Annotated in this window: 16 protein-coding genes; 11 read left to right on the top strand and 5 right to left on the bottom strand. The window is 41.5% G+C overall.

The features are described from left to right. Positions 1-39: 39 nt before the first annotated feature. Positions 40-2991, top strand: coding sequence for an insulinase family protein (locus JSY38_RS16220; RefSeq protein WP_338041433.1), 2952 nt, complete (start codon positions 40-42; stop codon positions 2989-2991). A gap of 22 nt (positions 2992-3013) precedes the next feature. Here JSY38_RS16220 and JSY38_RS16215 read toward each other — a convergent pair whose 3' ends face one another. Then, positions 3014-3556, bottom strand: coding sequence for a hypothetical protein (locus JSY38_RS16215; RefSeq protein ID WP_114412828.1), 543 nt, complete (start codon positions 3554-3556; stop codon positions 3014-3016). A gap of 103 nt (positions 3557-3659) precedes the next feature. After that, positions 3660-4862 carry an enoyl-ACP reductase FabV gene (fabV, locus tag JSY38_RS16210; protein ID WP_114412800.1) on the bottom strand — a complete coding sequence of 401 codons (1203 nt, stop codon included), beginning with the start codon at positions 4860-4862 and terminating at the stop codon, positions 3660-3662. 164 nt (positions 4863-5026) lie between these two features. Between fabV and JSY38_RS16205 the strand changes: the two genes are divergently transcribed. After that, positions 5027-6265, top strand: a complete 1239-nt coding sequence (locus tag JSY38_RS16205) for a glycosyltransferase (protein ID WP_205114184.1) — start codon at positions 5027-5029, stop codon at positions 6263-6265. A 4-nt stretch (positions 6266-6269) separates the two neighbouring features. Here JSY38_RS16205 and JSY38_RS16200 read toward each other — a convergent pair whose 3' ends face one another. The 3 genes from JSY38_RS16200 to JSY38_RS16190 form a co-directional block, all read right to left on the bottom strand. Next, a complete protein-coding gene (locus JSY38_RS16200; protein ID WP_205114182.1) occupies positions 6270-6464 on the bottom strand; it encodes a DUF1289 domain-containing protein in 195 nt (64 codons plus the stop codon). Between the two features lie 61 nt (positions 6465-6525). After that, positions 6526-7239: a YebC/PmpR family DNA-binding transcriptional regulator gene (locus tag JSY38_RS16195; RefSeq protein WP_205114180.1), complete on the bottom strand. Its 714-nt coding sequence runs from the start codon at positions 7237-7239 to the stop codon at positions 6526-6528. Positions 7240-7394: 155 nt separating this feature from the next. After that, complete coding sequence (locus JSY38_RS16190) at positions 7395-8294, bottom strand: acyltransferase (protein ID WP_205114178.1); 900 nt, start codon at positions 8292-8294, stop codon at positions 7395-7397. A gap of 229 nt (positions 8295-8523) precedes the next feature. Between JSY38_RS16190 and JSY38_RS16185 the strand changes: the two genes are divergently transcribed. The 9 genes from JSY38_RS16185 (at position 8524) to JSY38_RS16145 (ending at position 19437) form a co-directional block, all read left to right on the top strand. Continuing rightward, positions 8524-9930 (top strand): ATP-binding protein, encoded by a 1407-nt coding sequence (locus tag JSY38_RS16185; RefSeq protein WP_114412795.1) that lies wholly within the window; start codon positions 8524-8526, stop codon positions 9928-9930. Positions 9931-9948: 18 nt separating this feature from the next. Further along, positions 9949-10629: a response regulator gene (locus JSY38_RS16180; protein WP_114412794.1), complete on the top strand. Its 681-nt coding sequence runs from the start codon at positions 9949-9951 to the stop codon at positions 10627-10629. Positions 10630-10650: 21 nt separating this feature from the next. After that, positions 10651-11601 carry an AEC family transporter gene (locus JSY38_RS16175; RefSeq protein WP_205114176.1) on the top strand — a complete coding sequence of 317 codons (951 nt, stop codon included), beginning with the start codon at positions 10651-10653 and terminating at the stop codon, positions 11599-11601. An 81-nt stretch (positions 11602-11682) separates the two neighbouring features. Next, positions 11683-13764: an ATP-binding protein gene (locus JSY38_RS16170; protein WP_205114174.1), complete on the top strand. Its 2082-nt coding sequence runs from the start codon at positions 11683-11685 to the stop codon at positions 13762-13764. 1 nt (position 13765) lies between these two features. Beyond that, complete coding sequence (locus JSY38_RS16165; protein WP_205114172.1) at positions 13766-15139, top strand: sigma-54-dependent transcriptional regulator; 1374 nt, start codon at positions 13766-13768, stop codon at positions 15137-15139. Positions 15140-15277: 138 nt separating this feature from the next. Further along, positions 15278-16165 carry a helix-turn-helix domain-containing protein gene (locus tag JSY38_RS16160; RefSeq protein WP_114412791.1) on the top strand — a complete coding sequence of 296 codons (888 nt, stop codon included), beginning with the start codon at positions 15278-15280 and terminating at the stop codon, positions 16163-16165. 28 nt (positions 16166-16193) lie between these two features. Further along, entirely contained in the window at positions 16194-16730 is a 537-nt protein-coding gene (locus JSY38_RS16155; RefSeq protein ID WP_114412790.1) for a flavodoxin, read from the top strand. Between the two features lie 258 nt (positions 16731-16988). Beyond that, complete coding sequence (locus JSY38_RS16150) at positions 16989-17303, top strand: DUF3301 domain-containing protein (RefSeq protein WP_114412789.1); 315 nt, start codon at positions 16989-16991, stop codon at positions 17301-17303. Positions 17304-17547: 244 nt separating this feature from the next. Continuing rightward, positions 17548-19437, top strand: a complete 1890-nt coding sequence (locus JSY38_RS16145) for a methyl-accepting chemotaxis protein (RefSeq protein ID WP_205114170.1) — start codon at positions 17548-17550, stop codon at positions 19435-19437. The last annotated feature ends 36 nt before the right edge of the window (positions 19438-19473 follow it).

Here is a 19473-nt window from a genome sequence, read left to right as displayed (position 1 = left end):
CCATTGCATCTCGCCCCATGCTTCAGTTAGTCTGAAGTCATGAACCAATCTAAAACTGTGCTATACCTACTTTTTATTTTACTCACCACGCACACCTCTCTATCTGTGTGCGCAAATGACATACACCCAACAAAAAACAACACTACAGAAACCCCAAACTCAATGATGCAAAACAATACATACGTCACTCAAGATAGCCTCACCCCTATCCTCAACAAAAGCACAAGCGATCAAAACACTTACAACCTAATCACCTTACCAAACCATCTAAAAGTACTACTTATTAGTGACCCAAAAGCAGAAAGGTATTCCGCATCTTTATCAATCAAAGTCGGCAATTTTCAGGATCCATCAGGCCAACAAGGCCTCGCTCACTTTCTTGAACACATGCTATTCCTTGGCACTGAAAAATATCCTGAACCCGGAAATTATCAAACCTATATAAACACTAATGGCGGAACACATAACGCCTATACAAGTACAAACAAAACCAACTTTTACTTTGATATAACACCATCAGCTTATGAGAACGCCCTAGATCGCTTTTCACAGTTTTTCATCTCTCCTCTGTTTAGCGAATCACTCACTCAAAGAGAGAAAAATGCTGTCGATGCTGAATACAAAGCCAAATTAACAGACGAAAGCCGACGCAGCACCCAAGCTCTAAAGACCCTAATAAACCCCAAACATCCCTACAGCCGATTCAGTGTAGGAAGCCTAGACACCCTCAAAGACCTCCCAAATAAGCCACTAAGAGAACAACTACTCAATCTATATGAAGAACACTACTCTAGCGAAAATATGGCTCTAGTTCTTGTCGCAAACCTACCACCCAAAAAACTTGCAGAACTTGCTCATCAATACTTTTCATCCATTCCGAGCAAGACCAAAGCATCAGAAGAAAACTACCCAGAACTTATCACCACAGACAAACCGCAATTGCAATTTTTCCGCCCCTTAATCAATAGCAACACCCTTAATGTTTTCTATCAAATAGACGCCCAAGGAGAAAATTACAAAACTCAGCCAACCCGATACCTGTCCTATATTCTAGGAAATGAAAATAAAGGCTCTCTTTATGCCTCACTCAAATCAGAAGGATTAATTAACAGCATATCAGCTGGAGCCTCTTCTGATTATGGAAGCAATGCCTTATTCTCTATAAAAATACGCTTAACAGACGAGGGGCTATCCCAAATTGATACTGTCGCACAACGCCTCTTTGCAACTATTAGCCTCTTAAAATCCTCCCCAGTAAATCCCCTTTACTTACAAGAAGGACTGAAATTAAGCCAACTCATGTTTAACAATCAAAGCTATGTTGCTCCCATAAACCTTGCCCGCGCACTATCAGCAAGAATGCTAGACATACCAAGCGAGGACACTTTAAGCAGCTTTCGACTAGAGCACACAGCAAGCCAGAGTGATGTACAAGCACTATTACAACAACTTTCTCCAGAAAACCTATTGATACAGGTAATTACCAACAAGACCTTCCCACAAGACTGGGCTAAAGGAACACCTACCTGGAAAAAAGAGCCTTGGTACAACAGCGAATACAGCAATAACCTCCCTAGCCAGTCACTCTCAGACACCATTAACTTCTCAGCTAAAACAACACAAGTTGGGCTACCCGAAAAAAACAACTTCATCCCAGAATCCCTAAAACTCGTCGATGAAACAGATCAAAGCCCTTCAATTATCCTTCAAAAGAAAGGCATGACTTACTGGAATAAATCCGACCCTAGTTTTAACAAACCCACAGCCATGAACTTTATCGCATTTCGATTCGACAATGCCGCAGATACACCCGAACACACACTACTCAATAGACTGTGGACACGACTTTTTAATGACAGTGTGAGTGAGTCGACATATGCTCCATATGTCGCAGGATTAGGCTACTCATTCTACCCACACACAAACGGCGTAACACTTAGAACAAGCGGCTATTCAGATAAACAAAGCACCTATACAACTTGGCTAATAGACCAGATTTTTTTATTTCGACCAAGTCCGGAAAAATTCAACCTCGCCAAAAAACAGCTTGAAACAGATCTAAGCAATCAAAAAAGCCGACAGGCTTACAGCAATGCTAACAGCGCACTACAAACACTCATCACAAAAAATAGCCAAACCATAGAGCAGTTAGAAGATGCATTAAAATCACTCACTCTAGAAGACCTTCAAGCCTTTACAAAAAAAGCACGCAATGAATTTGATATCGTCGCCTACAGCACAGGAAATATAACAAAACAGCAGTCGACACAACTTGCTCAATCCATTTACCAGCGCGTAGAAGACAGACTCACACCAAGAGAACCGCTAGAAATTGAAACAAAAGAGCTCTCCGCACAACAGAAGCATCACTATCAGTTCAACTCAACAAGCAGTGACTGCGTTGTTCTTTACACATTAATAGACACTAGCGGACAGAACACACAAAAAGCAATTATAGAAAAAGCCTATTTTGCCATTTTGAAAAAACTCATTAGCAGTCCATTTTACCAAGAATTAAGAACCAACCAGCAACTTGGTTATATCGTTGGAGCCCAAGACCTCAGCATTCGCAAAACCCCAATACTAGGGCTACTGATACAATCTCCCAACAAGGATACGCTTACCCTTGTAACCGCTATGGAAGACTTCATACAAGAACAGAAAGAAAGGCTACCCAACTTATCTGATGAGGAGTTTTATCAAGCAAAAAATGCACTCTTAAGCGAACTCAAAATGACAGCTAAAAACTTAAGCGACAACGCTTTAAATGAATGGCATCAAATTGCCAAACCAGCACCGGATTTTCAAACAAAAGAAGAATGGATAGAAAATGTAGAAAAAATAGAAATAAAAGACTTTCTTGCTTTTATCAAACGGAAATTTGAATCAGCTGACACAGCAAAAATCATCATTCATAACAAAGCGTTTCCGCAGGAATTAACAGAGCAACAATCTTGGCAAGAGGCCTCTCCAATGTCACCCAAACTTTAAGATACAGAGCAGCGAAATCAGATTAGCCACCAATTAACCGCTCTAGCTTTTCAGCATCCGTGGCTGGAGCGCCTTTTGCTCCGCTGGATGAGGGTGGAGCAACGGCCTCTCCGACAGGAGAGAAATCCCCAACTTCCGGCACCACATTATCGGACGAGCGCTCATCCGTTTTAACTTGGTCACCAAAAATACCAATCTCTGGCATCATACGTAGACGTTTGGCTTGAATTTCTTCGGGAATATTCCCTGTAAATAACACAGTAAATGGCGCCTCTTCGGTACGCTTATTCACTTCATCGTAAATCGCCTGTTCGCGCTCCGCGATGGCATTTTCTTCCAAATAAGACATACCTTTACCATCAGCCGTAATAACGATATTTGGCCCTAAGGTCATCTTTGCTTTTTCAGCAGGAATAACCGCCACCTCTTCTTGAGAACTGACGACAACTTGATGCTCGGTATGAATAACCTGGTTACCATAGATAATATCAACAGGCTGACGCTCAATAGTCTGAGCATCTGCGCATAGCGATACTGCAAAAAGCAACCCAAATGAATATTTCATAACCACCCCAGAATAAGCCTCCATTTACTATAAGAGATAAAAACACATAAAAAAAGGAGTCCAAGCAATACTTGAACTCCTTTTTTGTCTCTTTTAATTAAAACTAAAGAGTAATGACTTCAAAATTGGCTTCTGGATTCGCTTCAGCGTCGTAATCAACACCTTCTACACCAAAACCAAACAACTTCAAAAACTCATCTTTATAAAGTTGGTAGTCTGTCTCAGCAAACAAATTAGCGTCATTTACTTGAGGCCAAAGCTCACGACAAGCTTGCTGAACATCTTCACGCAATTCCCAATCATCCAAACGCAAACGATTTTTATCGTCTGTCAATTCTGCTGGATTGTGGTTGTTGTACAAACGCTCAGAGAACATGCGATAAATCTGATCCATACAACCTTCATGAATGCCTTTTTCACGCATCACCTTGAAAACCATCGCCAAGTACAAAGGCATCACTGGAATAGCTGAAGACGCCTGAGTGACAACCGATTTCAATACGGCAACATTCGCACCACCGCCGATTTTAGCTAACTCAGAATCAATGGCTGCAGAGGCGCGATCTAAATCTTCTTTCGCTTTGCCAAGCGCACCATGCCAATAAATCGGCCAAGTGATATCAGAACCAATGTAAGAGTAAGCTACGGTGCGAGCACCTTCCGCCAAAACACCTGCTTCTTGTAAAGCAGACATCCAAAGCTCCCAATCTTGACCACCCATTACGGTTGTAGTTGCTTCAATCTCTTCTTCTGTTGCTGGCTCAATTTCCGCTTCAATGATGACATCTTTATTCGTATCAATGGCAGTGGAGCGGTAAGGCTGACCAATAGGTTTAAGAACTGAACGAATCACCTCACCCGTTTCAGGCATTTTACGAACCGGAGATGCCAGTGAGTAAACCACCATATCTACTTGACCAAGATCTTGCTTAATCAAATCGATAACAGTGTCACGCGCTTCGTTTGAAAAAGCGTCGCCATTGATGCTTTTAGAATACAAGCCTTCTTCTTTAGCCACTTTGTCGAATGCCGCAGAATTGTACCAACCTGCCGTACCGGTTTTTTTCTCAGTACCTGGCTTTTCGAAGAAAACACCAATTGTTGCGGCACCTGAACCGAACGCCGCAGCGATACGAGAAGACAAGCCATAGCCACTTGACGCACCGATTACGAGTACTTTTTTAGGACCGTTTTCAATCGCCCCTTTGCTTTTAGTAAAAGCGATTTGATCTCTTACGTTTTGCTCACAACCTACTGGATGCGTTGTTGTACAAATAAATCCGCGAATCTTTGGTTTTATGATCATAATATCTTCTCAACGTCATGTTTTGCTTACGTCTTACCTGACAATCCCTTCAAATGAGGCAGGCAAGACAAATCTACCAGCCATGATACAATAGCCAGACGAATATGTCCTGATTCTGCTAAAAATTCAGAACCAATAAACCATTAGAACCTTGAGAGAACACCGTGCACCTACTCGTCATCGGCTACGTCTGGCCAGAACCAAACTCTTCCGCTGCCGGCAGTAGAATGATGCAATTACTCAACTGTTTTCACAAAGAGCAATGGCAAATTTCTTTTGCGAGCCCCGCTCAGCAAACAGAACACATGGCCGACCTTTCCCTGCTGGGCATTGAAGCCGAGCATATTGAGCTCAATAGCGCATCATTTGACCACTATATTGCACACAAAAAGCCAGACATAGTGGTATTTGATCGCTTCATGATGGAAGAACAGTTTGGCTGGCGTGTAGAAAAGTTCAGTCCAGACTCATTACGAATCCTTAATACGGAAGACCTTCACTCACTAAGACAAGCCAGACACAATGCGCTGAAACAAAATAGAGAGTTTGCGGTTGAAGACCTTTACAGCGACCATGGCATTCGAGAAATCGCCGCCATTCATCGTTGTGACTTAACCCTAATGATTTCAGAAGTGGAAACTAAGTTGCTTATTGATGAATTCCACGTGCCAGAAACGCACGTATTTCACCTGCCATTTATGTTGCCAGAACCACAACCAACAGAAAAATTGCTCAACTTTGAAGATCGCCAGCATTTCATTAGCATTGGCAATTTTCGCCACGCACCAAATTGGGATGCCGTCCTACAATTAAAAACAGAAATATGGCCAAAAATCCGCAAACGCTTACCGAAAGCTGAGATGCATATTTACGGTGCTTATCCGCCACCAAAAGCCACACAGCTACATAACACAAAAGAAGGCTTTTTAGTGAAAGGCTGGGCTGAAGATGCTCACGCCGTCATGCAACATGCGCGACTTTGCTTAGCGCCATTACGCTTTGGGGCAGGGATTAAAGGCAAATTAGTTGAAGCTATGCAAGTAGGCACTCCAAGCATAACCACCAGCATTGGTGCAGAATCTATGCATGGCGCATTCCCATGGAACGGGGTGATAACCGACGACATAGAGACCTTTGTCGATGCCGCCGTTTCTCTTTATGAGGACAAAGAAAGCTGGCTGCTGATGCAACAAAATGGCAATAGGATATTGCAAGCCCGCTATCAGGCAGAAGAATGGGAGCCAAAATTAATCAATCGATTGAAGCTACAGGTTCAACTAAAGGAAAGTCTAAGGAAAAAACATTTCTTAGGGTTAATGCTGCGACACCACAGTCTTAAAAGCACGCAATACATGTCGCAATGGATAGAACTTAAAAACAAAAATGAAGCGGAGGAGCACTAACACGTTAGCCAGAAACAAAACCGCTTTTAGCCTCTCGCTCACGAACCTTTTTCATCACAGCCTGCTGAGAGGCTTTATTCATACTGCCCCACTGACTAATTTCTTTACCTGTGCGATAACAACCAACACAGACATCCTCATCATTGAGAAGACAGACATTAACGCAGGGAGATTTTAACTGAGGTTTTGGCTTGGTCATTTTTAATCAACATACATAAAAAAAGGCCTTAGTGAAAATATCACTAAGGCCTCTCATTCTATTATTCAGCGTTATGATAAACACGCTGCACATCGTCTAAATCATTCAACAGATCCAAGAAGCGATCAAACTGTTCCAACTCTTCACCTTGAATTTCTATAGTGTTTTGAGCAACAAACTGAATTTCATCTACTTCAAACTCAATATCGCCAAGCGCATCCGTAATGGCCGTTTTCGCTTTACTGTAATCTGTATGAGGCGCAAATACTGTCACTTTACCGTCTTCTAGCTCGATATCGGTTACATCAACATCCGCCATCATTAAGGCTTCTAATACTACTTCTTCATCCGTACCAGCGAAAACAAAAATAGCACTGTGGTCAAACATGTGACTCACACTACCCTGCCCACCAATTTTGCACTTCACTTTGTTAAAGCAAGTACGCACATCACCAAAAGTACGGTTTGGGTTATCTGACAAACAATCCACGATAACCATCGTATTACCAGGACCAAAACCTTCGTAGCGCGCCGTATCAAAGTCTTCTCCACCGCCACCTTTCGCCTTATCAATCGCTTTGTCGATAACGTGCGTTGGCACCTGATCTTTTTTAGCTCGGTCAATCAGAGAACGTAGTGCCAAATTACCATTGGGGTCGATACCACCGGATTTTGCGCAAACATAAATCTCACGGCCGTATTTACTGTAAACCTTGGCTTTCTGGTCAGACGTTTTTGCCATGGACTCTTTGCGGTTTTGAAAGGCTCTGCCCATTACATATTCCTATTCTATACAGTCTTAAAAGTAAGATTCTAACGTGTAGCCCAAAAAGAAGGAACTGCTAGCCAAACATAAATACAATAAAAAAAAGCCTTACTTCTGCAAAAGACCACAGGCGCAATTTTAAATACTGTTAATTCGAGCGCTCTTTAAATTGTAGAACCCTCTCCTTTCATCATGACGTCAAATTGCCGGTCTTTTTCCTTCCAAAGCTCATTCACCCATTGCTGAAAATACGCCCTATATTCTGTATCATTTTGATAGTCACCAAGTAAAGAGTCATTAATAGGCATCACTCGAATATGGACTTTAATCTTCGATATTTTCCCACATAGGTAGTCAAAAAAGCTTGGAATGCCCTCCGGATAAACAATGGTAACGTCGATCAATTGATGCAGCTTTCCATTCATAGCATTCAGTGCAAAAGACAAACCTCCGGCCTTAGGCGTAAGAAGATGCTGATAGTGGCTAGACTGTTGTCGGTGTTTTTCTACAGTAAAACGCGTCCCCTCTAAAAAGTTCATAATCGACACAGGGAAATGCTGAAATTTTTCACAGGCTTTTTTAGTTACTTCTATGTCTTTTCCCTTGAGTTCAGGGCGTTTCTTTAACAGAGCAGGACTATAGCGTTTCATAAAAGGAAATTCTAAAGCCCACCAAGCTAAACCAATAAAAGGTACCCAAATTAACTGACGCTTTAAAAAGAATTTAATAAAAGGAATTCGTCGATTAAACAGTCTCTGTAAAATAAGTATGTCCACCCAAGATTGGTGATTTGCGGTGATCATGTACCATTCATTTTTCTCAAACGCATTCACACCCGTTACATCAATTGCTGATTTCCCAAAGCAACGCTGATTAATGTTATTCACGCCAATCCAAAAAGTAGCAATTCGGTCTAGAATGACATTCAATAATGCACGCACCTTCGTGAAGGGTAATAGCCACTTACAGAGCGCTAATATTATCACCGGAACAAAGCAAAGTAAGGTGTTCAGTACAATCAAAATAAATGAGAGCACACCTCTAAAAACGAAGAAATTAATCATGAAATAGCTCAAAAAACTAAAAATAGTGCGCTATTTTAAAGGAAATCCTCATTATTTACACTCCAATCAAGTAGCCAGCTTTCCTAATAAAACAGTATAGTAAATAGACCATTAGAATGACTAATAAACCAACACCTTAAATGAAACTCTTTAACAGTAGCTCAATGACAATCAACCGCACAGCACCATTATTTTTAACAATGCACACTATAGGATTTCAAGCCCAACTATGACCATGACAAAAGGGTTAAAAATTCGCCATAAATTGTTTGCAGTTTTTGTTTTAAGTAACGTATTGCTAATAGTTTCTATGTGGCAAGTATTCCAATGGAGCTTTGATAGAGGCTTCGTATCCTATGCAACAGAACGTGATCGCGACTTTCTTGAGCAAATGGCAAATAGAACAGCCAACCTTTATATCTATTACGATGATTGGTATTTTTTGGTCCAAGAGAGCCGTATGGAAAGTGAATGGCACCAAGCAAAACTTGAAAACCTTCGAGACTTAGTACCACCTCCTAGCACGCCTAATCTAGATTTAATTTATCCATCACAATATTACCGCCAGCGTTTTTTACTGTTCGACGATCAGCAAAAGCCTATTATCGGCAAGGTTAGGTTTACAGACGCAGAAACTCATGCAGTGAAAGTGAACAAAAAAGTGGTTGGTTATGTCGGTCTCCGCTCTATTCGTGAATTGGTGCAAGATCAAACATTACGTTTTGTTAGGCAACAAGGCGAAGCCTTTCTCTTGATATCAGCTTTCATGCTAGCCATCGCAGCGTTATTAACGTGGCCTTTAGCTCAATGGCTAAGTCGTCCGATTACCTCTATGCAAAGAGCGACCAAAAAACTAGCGGCAGGTAAATTCGAAACACGTATTACCGTAAATGGGTCTGATGAACTAGCAAGCCTAAGTTGCGATTTTAATAACTTGGCCTGCACCTTAGAGAATACAAGGGAAGCCCGTAAGCGCTGGGTAGCAGATACAGCCCATGAGCTACGAACACCTGTCGCTATTCTACGTGGAGAAATTGAAGCTATGCAGGATGGTATTATCAAGGTAACACCTGACAGTCTTGCGTCGCTACAGCAAGAAACATTGCACATTGCTCGCCTGATTGATGACTTAAACCAATTATCAATGCATGATGTTGGAAGCTTAAGCTACAACATGGATGATATTTTAGTTAATGACATTATTGAACAAACTGTTCAATCTATGACGCTTCCTTTTAATGAAGCTGGATTGGATTTGATATTTGAATATTCTCAGAAAAAACCTATTGTTATGAATGGTGACTCAGATAGGTTGCATCAATTGTTTTCGAACCTGATGAATAACTCATTAAAATACACAAATGCTCCAGGGACCTTGACAGTAAAACTAAAAAGAGTAAATAAAAAAGCAATCATCCTATTCGAGGACTCAGCGCCTGGAGTAAGCGATGAGGATAAAAACAAAATTTTCGAGCAGTTTTTCCGTGTTGAAAACTCACGAAACAGAGCAACAGGTGGCCGAGGCTTAGGTCTCGCTATATGCTCTAACATTGTAGATGGACACCAAGGCACTATTGGTGCATATCATTCCCCTGATGGTGGTTTAGGAATAAAAATAGAATTTCCTTTAAATTAATATGGAACGAATAATATTATGAGCAAAGTACTGATTATTGAAGACGAACCAAAATTAGCAGAGTTAATGAGTGCATACCTAGAGCAAGCTGGTTATGAGCACCATCATCTTGATCGTGGTGACATTGCGGTAAATTACATTAAAAACAATGCTGTCGATATTATTTTGCTCGATCTAATGCTACCAGGATTAGATGGCGTTGAAATTTGCAAACAAGTTCGTCAATTTAGCGGTGTGCCAATCATCATGGTTACTGCAAAAGCAGAAGAAATCGACCGCCTAATTGGCTTAGAAATGGGCGCAGACGATTATGTTTGCAAGCCATTCAGCCCTCGCGAGATCGTTGCTCGCGTTAAAGCCAACCTTCGTCGTGTTGAACTAGACCAAGCTGAATCACCAAGAACCGATGGCTTTGACCTAGACGTTGATCGCCTACGTGCTACTTACAAAGGTGAACTGATTGATCTGACTACCGTTGAATTCCAGTTGCTTCAACTACTAATCAAAGAGCCAGGTCGTGTATTCGGTCGTGATCTTATAATGAAGAGCATTTACGCAGATAGCCGTGTTGTAAGTGACCGTACGATTGATAGCCATATCAAAAAGCTTCGTAAGAAAATCTCTGCCGTAGCACCTGAATTGAACGTTATTCATTCCGTATATGGTGCAGGTTACCGTTTCGAAAACAACGACCAATAATATCCACCTAAGGAACAGGCGTTGGACAACTTTTTAGACGTATTGGTTTTTTCATTCTCCATTACAATGCCAATATTCTTAATATTGGCTCTTGGAGTTCTGCTACACCGAATACGTCTTATCAATGATAACTTCGTTGATATTGCATCTAAGTTAGTGTTCAACGTCACCCTTCCTGCCCTACTCTTTATTAGCATATCTAAATCAAATATCAACCAAGACACAGATTTGTCATTAGTGATATTTGCTATGCTCGCTGTCACTATTACTTACATAGCTTTAGAGCTGTTTATGTCGTTTTGGATAGCAGATAAGGCCGAGCGTGCCGTACTAGTTCAAGGCGCCTTTCGCTCCAACATGGGGATTATCGGTTTAGCCTATTGCGTAAACGCATACGGCAATGAAGTTTTCTCTGTTGCGGCAGTTTACTTAGGTGGCGTCACCATATTGTTTAATGTTTTATCGGTGATTGGATTAAGCCGAGCATTAGGCAAAAACCCTAGTTTGATGGGAATCATTAAAGGTATCGCAAAAAACCCTTTGATTATCGCTATTGTAGCGGCCTTTATTAGCTCATTATCAGGCTTAACACTCCCCTCTACACTTTATAAAACAGGCAGTTATTTTGCTCAGATGACTCTCCCATTAGCACTACTTTGTGCTGGCGCATCATTGAGTTTTAAATCATTAAAGAACGGTATGTTTGGTGCTATACTCGCGTCTGTTGGTAAACTTATCTTCATTCCGTTTGCACTTACCTTTGGTGGGTATTTGCTAGATTATCGCGGCATGGAACTCGGTGTATTATTCCTAATGTCGTCCGCTCCAACCGCTTCAGCAAGCTATATTATGGTCAGGGCAATGAAGGGCAACTCCACTCTCGCCGCAAACATCATTGTGATTACAACCATTGCCTCCTTGATTAGTACAAGCATTGGCGTTACTTTGCTACGCAGCTTTAATCTTATCTAATAAAGCGAGACCTTTCTCTCGGCGAACATTTTAGCCTGTATGTAATTAGGTCTCCCAGCATAATAGGCCAGCGAGACACCCTTGATTTCACAATTTCGCAAACATCGTCTTTTTTTTCTTTCTCTTGGTTGTGTAATCCTGACTCTGCTTTTCTTTGGTGTAAACACCATCGCCTACCAGGCACTCATCATTAACAAACATTCAGAGGGCCAAGATCAGCTGCTCGATTACGTAATCGAATTACGCAATGAACTAAAAGGCTACCATATTCTCCCCTACGCTCTCGCAGACAATCCAACGCTATTGGCCTTTATGAATAACCCTAAAGACACAGCGTTAACCCTGCAAATGCAACGACAGCTAGAAGACCTTACTCACGTATCGAAAACACAAGATTGGTTTATTCTTTCCTCACAAGGAGATCTGCTTGTCTCAAGTGAACAATCCCCTCATTTCAATTTGGACGATTATTTCGACAAGCAAAATCTCAGCAATGTCTTAAAAGACCAGCAAGGGGAATACATTTTGGTATCTGGCTACAGCGCTGAACTGTCTAAATCCGCGCATATTGTTATGGCACCGGTTTATACCGCTTCAGGATTAGCTGGAGCCGTTGTCGTACGCATTAATGTGGGTGATTTAATTGAGCGATGGAACTTATCTGATGATCTAGTTGTGATGACAGATCAAAACAGCCTGATTTTTTTAGCCAGCAAACTTAATAGATTGTTAATTAGCGACTGGCTAAGCAACTACAGTAATGTTCAGTTTTTGAATAACACTCGCTCCAAGCTATACCATTTAAACGATGAGAGTTACTTATTGCAAAATGTCACTCTAGACGATCTCAAATGGCAAATTCACTATTTATCTAACCTAAAAATCATCCAAAAGAAAGCGCAGAACATTGCTTTTATCAGCCTGGGGATCTTCGCCTTAATCTTTCTTTTCTGGCTATATCGAAGAGAACGCGCTTTAAAGATAGCCTCGAAACTCGAAAATGAAATTCTCATTGCAGACAGTGCTTTACGCCAGCGCGTACTGATAGAAAACACGCACGTAGGGCTTTTACAGCTAACCAAAAGCGGTGAAATCTCTTTTGTAAACCCTATGGGGCTACGCTATCTTGGTAAAAGTGCACAACTCAACGGCCGCTACCTGCTGGAATTTTTACCGAATTGCCCTGAAAACCAGGTCGCACTTGCTTTTGTTCAGTCTCTACAAGAAGCAGAATCAACAGGTACGGTTCTGTCCACTAATGTACTTGGACAAGAGGCGGTATTACAAAAAGACAATGGACAACTTTTCCCCGCCCTATTATCTGTTTCGTCACTTGAGTGGAGTGACTCCCAAGGCTACTTAGTAACATTAATAGACATCAGTAAACGAAAAAAAGCCGAGTTGAATTTGTTAGAAGCCAATACCCGCCTAGAGGAGCGCGTTCTAGAGCGAACAAAAGCCCTAGAAGTTGCACAGCAAGAATTATTAAGAACCGAAAAGCTCGCCGCCATAGGCCAAATGTCTACTGCCATTGCCCACGAGCTGAACCAACCGCTTACCGGCATCAGAACACTTGCCTACAGCACGGAATTGCTCTTAAAACGGCAAGAGCCCGAACAGGCATTAAAAACATTAGTTGATCTAGAATCTCTTGTAGTACGAATGCAAAAACTAACTAGCGAGCTAAAAGTCCTCGCGTATCGACGACCTGAACAGCTAATCCCAACATCAATTAAAGTAGCAATAGACTGCGCCATAGAAAGCCTTGGTGATGATGCTCATGACGTACAATGGGATATAAAACTGCATGATTTAGACAGGGTTATTGCTGAACCAACAAGGCTTGAGCGTATTTTTGCCAACCTCATTAGTAACTCCGTGCAAGCTTGCAACGAACTAAAGGTCCCTCCAAGAATTCAAATTGCATTACAAGAGGATGATGGCTACATCAGCATCAATTATCAAGACAATGGGCCAGGCATTGATAAAACACAATTAGCGCATATCTTTGAACCATTTTTTACGACTAAGCCCATCGGCAAAGGATTAGGGCTTGGTCTTGCCATTAGCGCTAACCTTGCGAAAGACATGAATGGAGTACTAAAGGCAAGCCATAACTCAGCAGCCCAACTAGTCTTCAGATTAACCCTATTAAAGGCCTAACATGGAAAATAATAACACTAGTAATCACATTGAAATTTGGCTGCTTGATGATGACGACATTGTACGTTCAACCACTGCCCAATGGTTGCGTTTATCCAACTACAAAGTACGAGAGTTCCAAAATGCTCAAGACTTAATCGATCATTTTAGCATTGGCTTGCCTTGTATCATTGTCAGCGATATTCGAATGACACCCATCGATGGGCTAACGCTAATGAGTAACTGCCTTGCGCAGGAACAGGAATTACCTTTTATTCTCATTACAGGCCATGGGGATGTAGACACAGCCGTCAATGCTTTGCGTGATGGCGCGTTTGATTTCCTCGAAAAGCCCTTTGATCCAAATAGATTATTACAAACCGTTGAGAAAGCCATTCAGCTGAGGAATGTTCAGCAGCAGCATGCTAACCAATCTCAATATTTAGGCGAATTACATGGTTTGGAAGAAACCATTATCGGACAAAATGAGCAAATCATTCGTGTAAGACAACAAATCCGCACTTTTGCAAGCATGGATACTCACGTCATTGTGTACGGGAAAACTGGCTGCGGAAAGGAGCTAGTCGCCAAAGCGCTGCACGATTGCAGTCCTAGGAGTAAACACCCTTTCGTCGCCATAAACTGTGCAGCTATCCCTGCCGACCTCTTCGAGAGTGAGTTATTTGGTCATGAAGCCGGAGCATTCACCAGTGCCAATAAGCAACGAGTTGGTAAGCTGGAGCACGCCAGTGGCGGCACTCTCTTTCTAGATGAGATAGAAAGCATGCCTCTAGCAATGCAAATAAAGCTATTACGCGTACTACAAGAGAACCAGCTAGAGCGCATCGGCAGTAACAACACAATACAAATAGACCTCAGAGTGGTTGCTGCAGCCAAAAACGATTTACAAACACTCGAAAATTTCCGCCAAGACTTATTTTTTCGACTCAACGTCTCTCAAATCCACCTACCAGACTTACGTAACAGGGGAACAGACATCCCCCTACTTTTCGAGCATTTCTGCCGGATTGCGGTAAAAGAACGTGGTGGAGATTTCAAGCCATTAAGCCCAATAGACCATGAAACACTCACCGTCTATGGGTGGCCCGGCAACGTTCGGGAACTAAGAAACGTCGCCCTACGCTATGCCTTAGAACCAAACACAAGTATTGCTAAAATACTTGCGGGATATCAGGCGCAAGACGACATAGACACCATTACTCCATTACCCTTAAGCGTCAAAGTCCAAGAGTTTGAACGCAGCTTAATCGAAGCCAGCATTCGACAGCAAAAAGGCAATATTCAACTGGTCTTGGAGCAACTTCAACTCCCACGAAGAACTCTTAACCAAAAAATGCAAAAGTACGGCTTAAACCGAGTCGATTATCTGGATTAATCCACTCTACTCGGCATTTGCATCAAATAAACATATTAAGAAAGTGATTCTCATATAATTTATTTAATGAGAATCACTTGCATCAAACCGTCAAAAATACTTTAATGATAACCATTATCGATTCAAGGGCGACATACGATGCAACTAAACATGCAAGACATCTATGACAATAGCGGCAGCATTAGCAAACAAGCTACACCATGGCTATCTGGTCACAAGCAACGACTTACCCTTCTTCCTAATTTGCACTTACTTAACCAGCATCTAAGCAGCAATGCGGATGTATCCATACACGAAGAAGCACCAGCAGGTCTTTATTTTTCTTTTTTAGGCACAGGCCCAATAAAAACAGTTGAAGATATCCAATCTGTACAAATTAATTATCAAGCTCGCGCTATTAGTGGCGACATATTAATTAAGAAAGGCGAAGAGTTTAGTCTGCTGCAGGCACATATTAGCCCGTCTCTTCTAGCATCTGTTTTAGGTGAAACAGAAGATCAAGTGATTCAACATTTTGTCTCTATGCGTAACAAATTGGGCAACGAAAAATCCGTCATTCAACTTCCGGTGACAGACAATACTCGCCCTGCTCTTACCAATATTCTGAACCATAAAAGCCACTCAATTAGCTTAGCAGGCCATTTGTACTCTCTTATCTTTACCTTGATAGAGCAACTACAAATGCTTAGCCATCTATCCCAGTGTGAAGGCTGTCAGAGTAAATTATTTAGTGCACAAAACCTTCTCGAAACACCTGATCTAAATAAGCTTGACCTTCAAAATCTAGCTCACACGGTAGGTCTGAATACAGAGGCACTTGCTATTGGCTTTAAATACCTTACAGGGAAATCAATAGAGAGCTATTTCACTCTAAACCGCATTGAATCTGCCGCACTTAAATTGCGAGAAAACCCTGCGGAAAAATCTCATATTGTCGCCCAAAGCGGTTTTTCAGAAGCCCAATTTGAAGCTGCTTTCATTAAATATTTTGGTGTCTACAGCCACCAGTATGGACAGATCCATTAAGCATTAAGTTATAGGAATAATATTAGATATGGCTCAATCATCTATCGCCCTCGTTTACGGCACAGATACCAACAACACAGAAGAGGTTGGTCACAAGATAGTTAAACAATGGGAAGAACTAGGCGAGCAAGTTGATGTGTTCAACATAAAAGACATAGAGCTTAGCCAACTTGAACAGTATTCCATGCTCATTCTAGGGATTCCAACTTGGGACTTTGGTGGCATTCAATCTGACTGGGAAGACATTGGAGATAGCCTAGCTGAGCTGACTCTTGAAGATAGCGTAATAGCGTTATATGGACTGGGCGATCAATTCGGTTATGGCGATTACTTTGTTGATGCTGTTGGCTGGCTTTACGAAAAGCTCCTACCAACAAATGCTACTTTTATTGGTCAATGGCCGACAGAAGGTTATGAGTTCGAAGCATCACGAGCCTGTATTAATAACAAAGAACACTTCGTTGGTTTAGCAATCGACGAGGACCAGCAATTTGACCTCACTGATCAGCGCATAGAACAGTGGGTCATCCAGCTTTACGCAGAGAGAGCAGTAGAAGCCGCTTAAATTATCGTCTGACTGGCCATTGCAGTATAAAAAGCTAACGACTAATTTGGTACACCAAACATTCGCTGCCCCGAATGCCCAAATTTAGCTTACCGCAATGAGATGATTTAACAGCTTGCTCTAAACTGTGTGAAGAACGTGGCTACCTCTCCTTTCTCTCCTGCTTGGAGGTAGTCACGTATTTTTCTTTTCTTCTAGGCACTATTCGTTATGATGTAAGAGAAAGCTTTAATTTTCTTATACATACAGTTGATACAAATGAATCTACAACTTTCTGATATCGTTATCTTGTTACTTGTTTTTGTTGCAATCTACTCGTGGTGGCGCAATGCAACCATTAGAGAACAGGCCTTAATAATGGCAAAAAAACACTGTGAATCTCTCAACCTACAATTATTAGAAGATAGTGTTGCAGGTTCAGAATGGCGACCGACTTGGCAGCACGGCCAAATCAAGATTAAACGCAGCTATAAGTTCGAATTTAGCTCCAGTGGTATCGCTCGATATCAGGGAAAAATAAGTTACCTTGGCGCCCATAAAACAGAAGTATGGCTAAGCCCACATGACTTTTAAGCAAAAGAACGCTCTACAATGCAACAAAACGCCAGCTACAGTCACATTCATTCACACAAGTACTACAATATAAATCCATATTTTTATTTCATTTAATTGCAAACTTAGCCATAGTAGAAATAGAATAGATATGTAAATAAGTGTAATGTTTTGATAGACAATGCGTAAACGAAGGCAATTGACTTCATGCACTAAACAGAAAGTCTATCTGTTCCACCTATAATAAAAAAATGCAGGATATATTATGTTGGCAAACCTTAGTTTTCGTACAAAATTACTCTCCTTACTGATCGCTGCTATTCTTGGGTTCATTGTTGTCACTGCCGTTGCTCTGCAAGGGTTAAACGTCCAAGAAACATCTTCATCAAAATTCGAACGACTAACAAGTGTTGATAAGAACCTATCAACACTCATTATTACCTTAATGGAAGAGTATGAATCTCTATCTGCTGTCGATAACACGTCCTACGAAAGCTATTTAGAGCAGTTGCAAACAAGCAATGAAGCTTTTATGGCAACACTTCAAAAAGATCTAGAACTTCTTGAAGATGAAGCTGAAGCTCAACAAAGCCTAAATAGCATTATCACTTCTTTAGCCAACTACAATGACTCGTTGGTGCAATTAGTTAACCAGAGACAAAACGTGGGCTTTAACGGTTCATCAGGCCTTAAAGGTGAAATCGCACTTTTAGGTGAAAAAGTAACTGACGACATTTCTTTCTTGAGCCTTGTGAAACAAGAGTTCTTGCCTGTTCGGGAAGCAGAAAAGAACTTCATCTTTGAACCTACTCCAGAAAACAAAGCAGCCTTCATGGAGCGCTATGAAAAATTCTACAAACGCGTAACAAACTTTGGTCTAGAAGAGCGCTTTGGCGAAGTCATTAATCAGTATTTTGCTGCCGTAGAAAACTTTGGCAAAGAAAACCAAGTATTAAACAATCTACAGTCACAATTCTCTGTAAATAAAAGCGACTTCGCTCAAACACGATTAGTCGCTACTGAATACATGCAAAAAGCAGTATTGGATGCACGCCAACAAGCATCCGAAAGCTCCCAGCAAGCCAGTATCGGCCTAATTATTGTCAGTGTAATTGTTGCTATTATCTCAGCACTAATGATGATGGGTATTGGCAGTAGCGTTAACAAAACATTAAATCAAATCATTAAAGATTTAGGCAAAGTGAAAAGCGGTGATCTAACTGCACGCCTGCATGTAAATAATAAACGCAACGATGAGTTTGACTCTCTATGTAGCTCGGTCAATGAAATGACAAATGGACTAGGCAGCGTTATTGGAGAAGTCGTTGATACCACACAAGGTGTTAACAACATGGTATCTGAACTTAATACATCTGTTGTAAACATTGCTCAGAGCAACCGTTCAGTTAGCGAACAAACAAACTCGCTAGCTGCCGCTACAGAAGAGATCTCCACCACCATTTCAAGCATTTCACACACCACAGAAAGCCTAAGTAGCCAATCCCAACATACTTATGAGTCTGCTAAAGTAGGTGCTGAAACCATTAAAGGTGCGCTATCCAACCTGTCTAGCACCATCAGCGTGGTAAATAAAACCAGCCAGCAACTTAACGAACTAGGCCAACTGTCTAAAGACATCGACAACGTCATCGGCATGATCAACGATCTTGCTAATCAGACTAACTTATTGGCACTAAACGCAGCCATTGAAGCTGCACGTGCAGGTGAAGCTGGCCGTGGTTTCTCAGTCGTGGCAGATGAAGTACGCTCTCTTGCAGAAAAAACCGTAGATGCAACAGCGAAAATCACCGACATTGTAAGTACGATTCAAACATCTACTCAAACGGCGATAGAGACAATGCAAAATGGTCAAGAAAGCTTACATGCCATTGAAGAGTTCAGTGAGAAAGCCGAACTTGCTATTCGAGACATAGAACAAAATGCACAGACTAGCTCTGCGTCTTCTATTGATATGGCAAGATCCATCCAAGAAGTAGCTAAAACAGCGGTACACATGAGTGAGGAGATGGACAAGATTGCCCAACAACTTCAACGTGATAACAGCTACATCAACAGCATTGAAGGCAATACCCGTGATATCCACAATCAGGTAAGCAGCCTAGACAAAAAAACGAGCGTTTTTACAACTCGTTAATGCAATACAAATAATAGACAAAAAAAACCGGCCTAA

Origin of the sequence: Marinomonas foliarum (genome assembly GCF_016906065.1) — a bacterium.
Lineage (GTDB): Bacteria > Pseudomonadota > Gammaproteobacteria > Pseudomonadales > Marinomonadaceae > Marinomonas > Marinomonas foliarum.
Note: the sequence above shows the minus strand (reverse complement) of the source record. Positions and strands in the feature narration are given on the sequence as shown.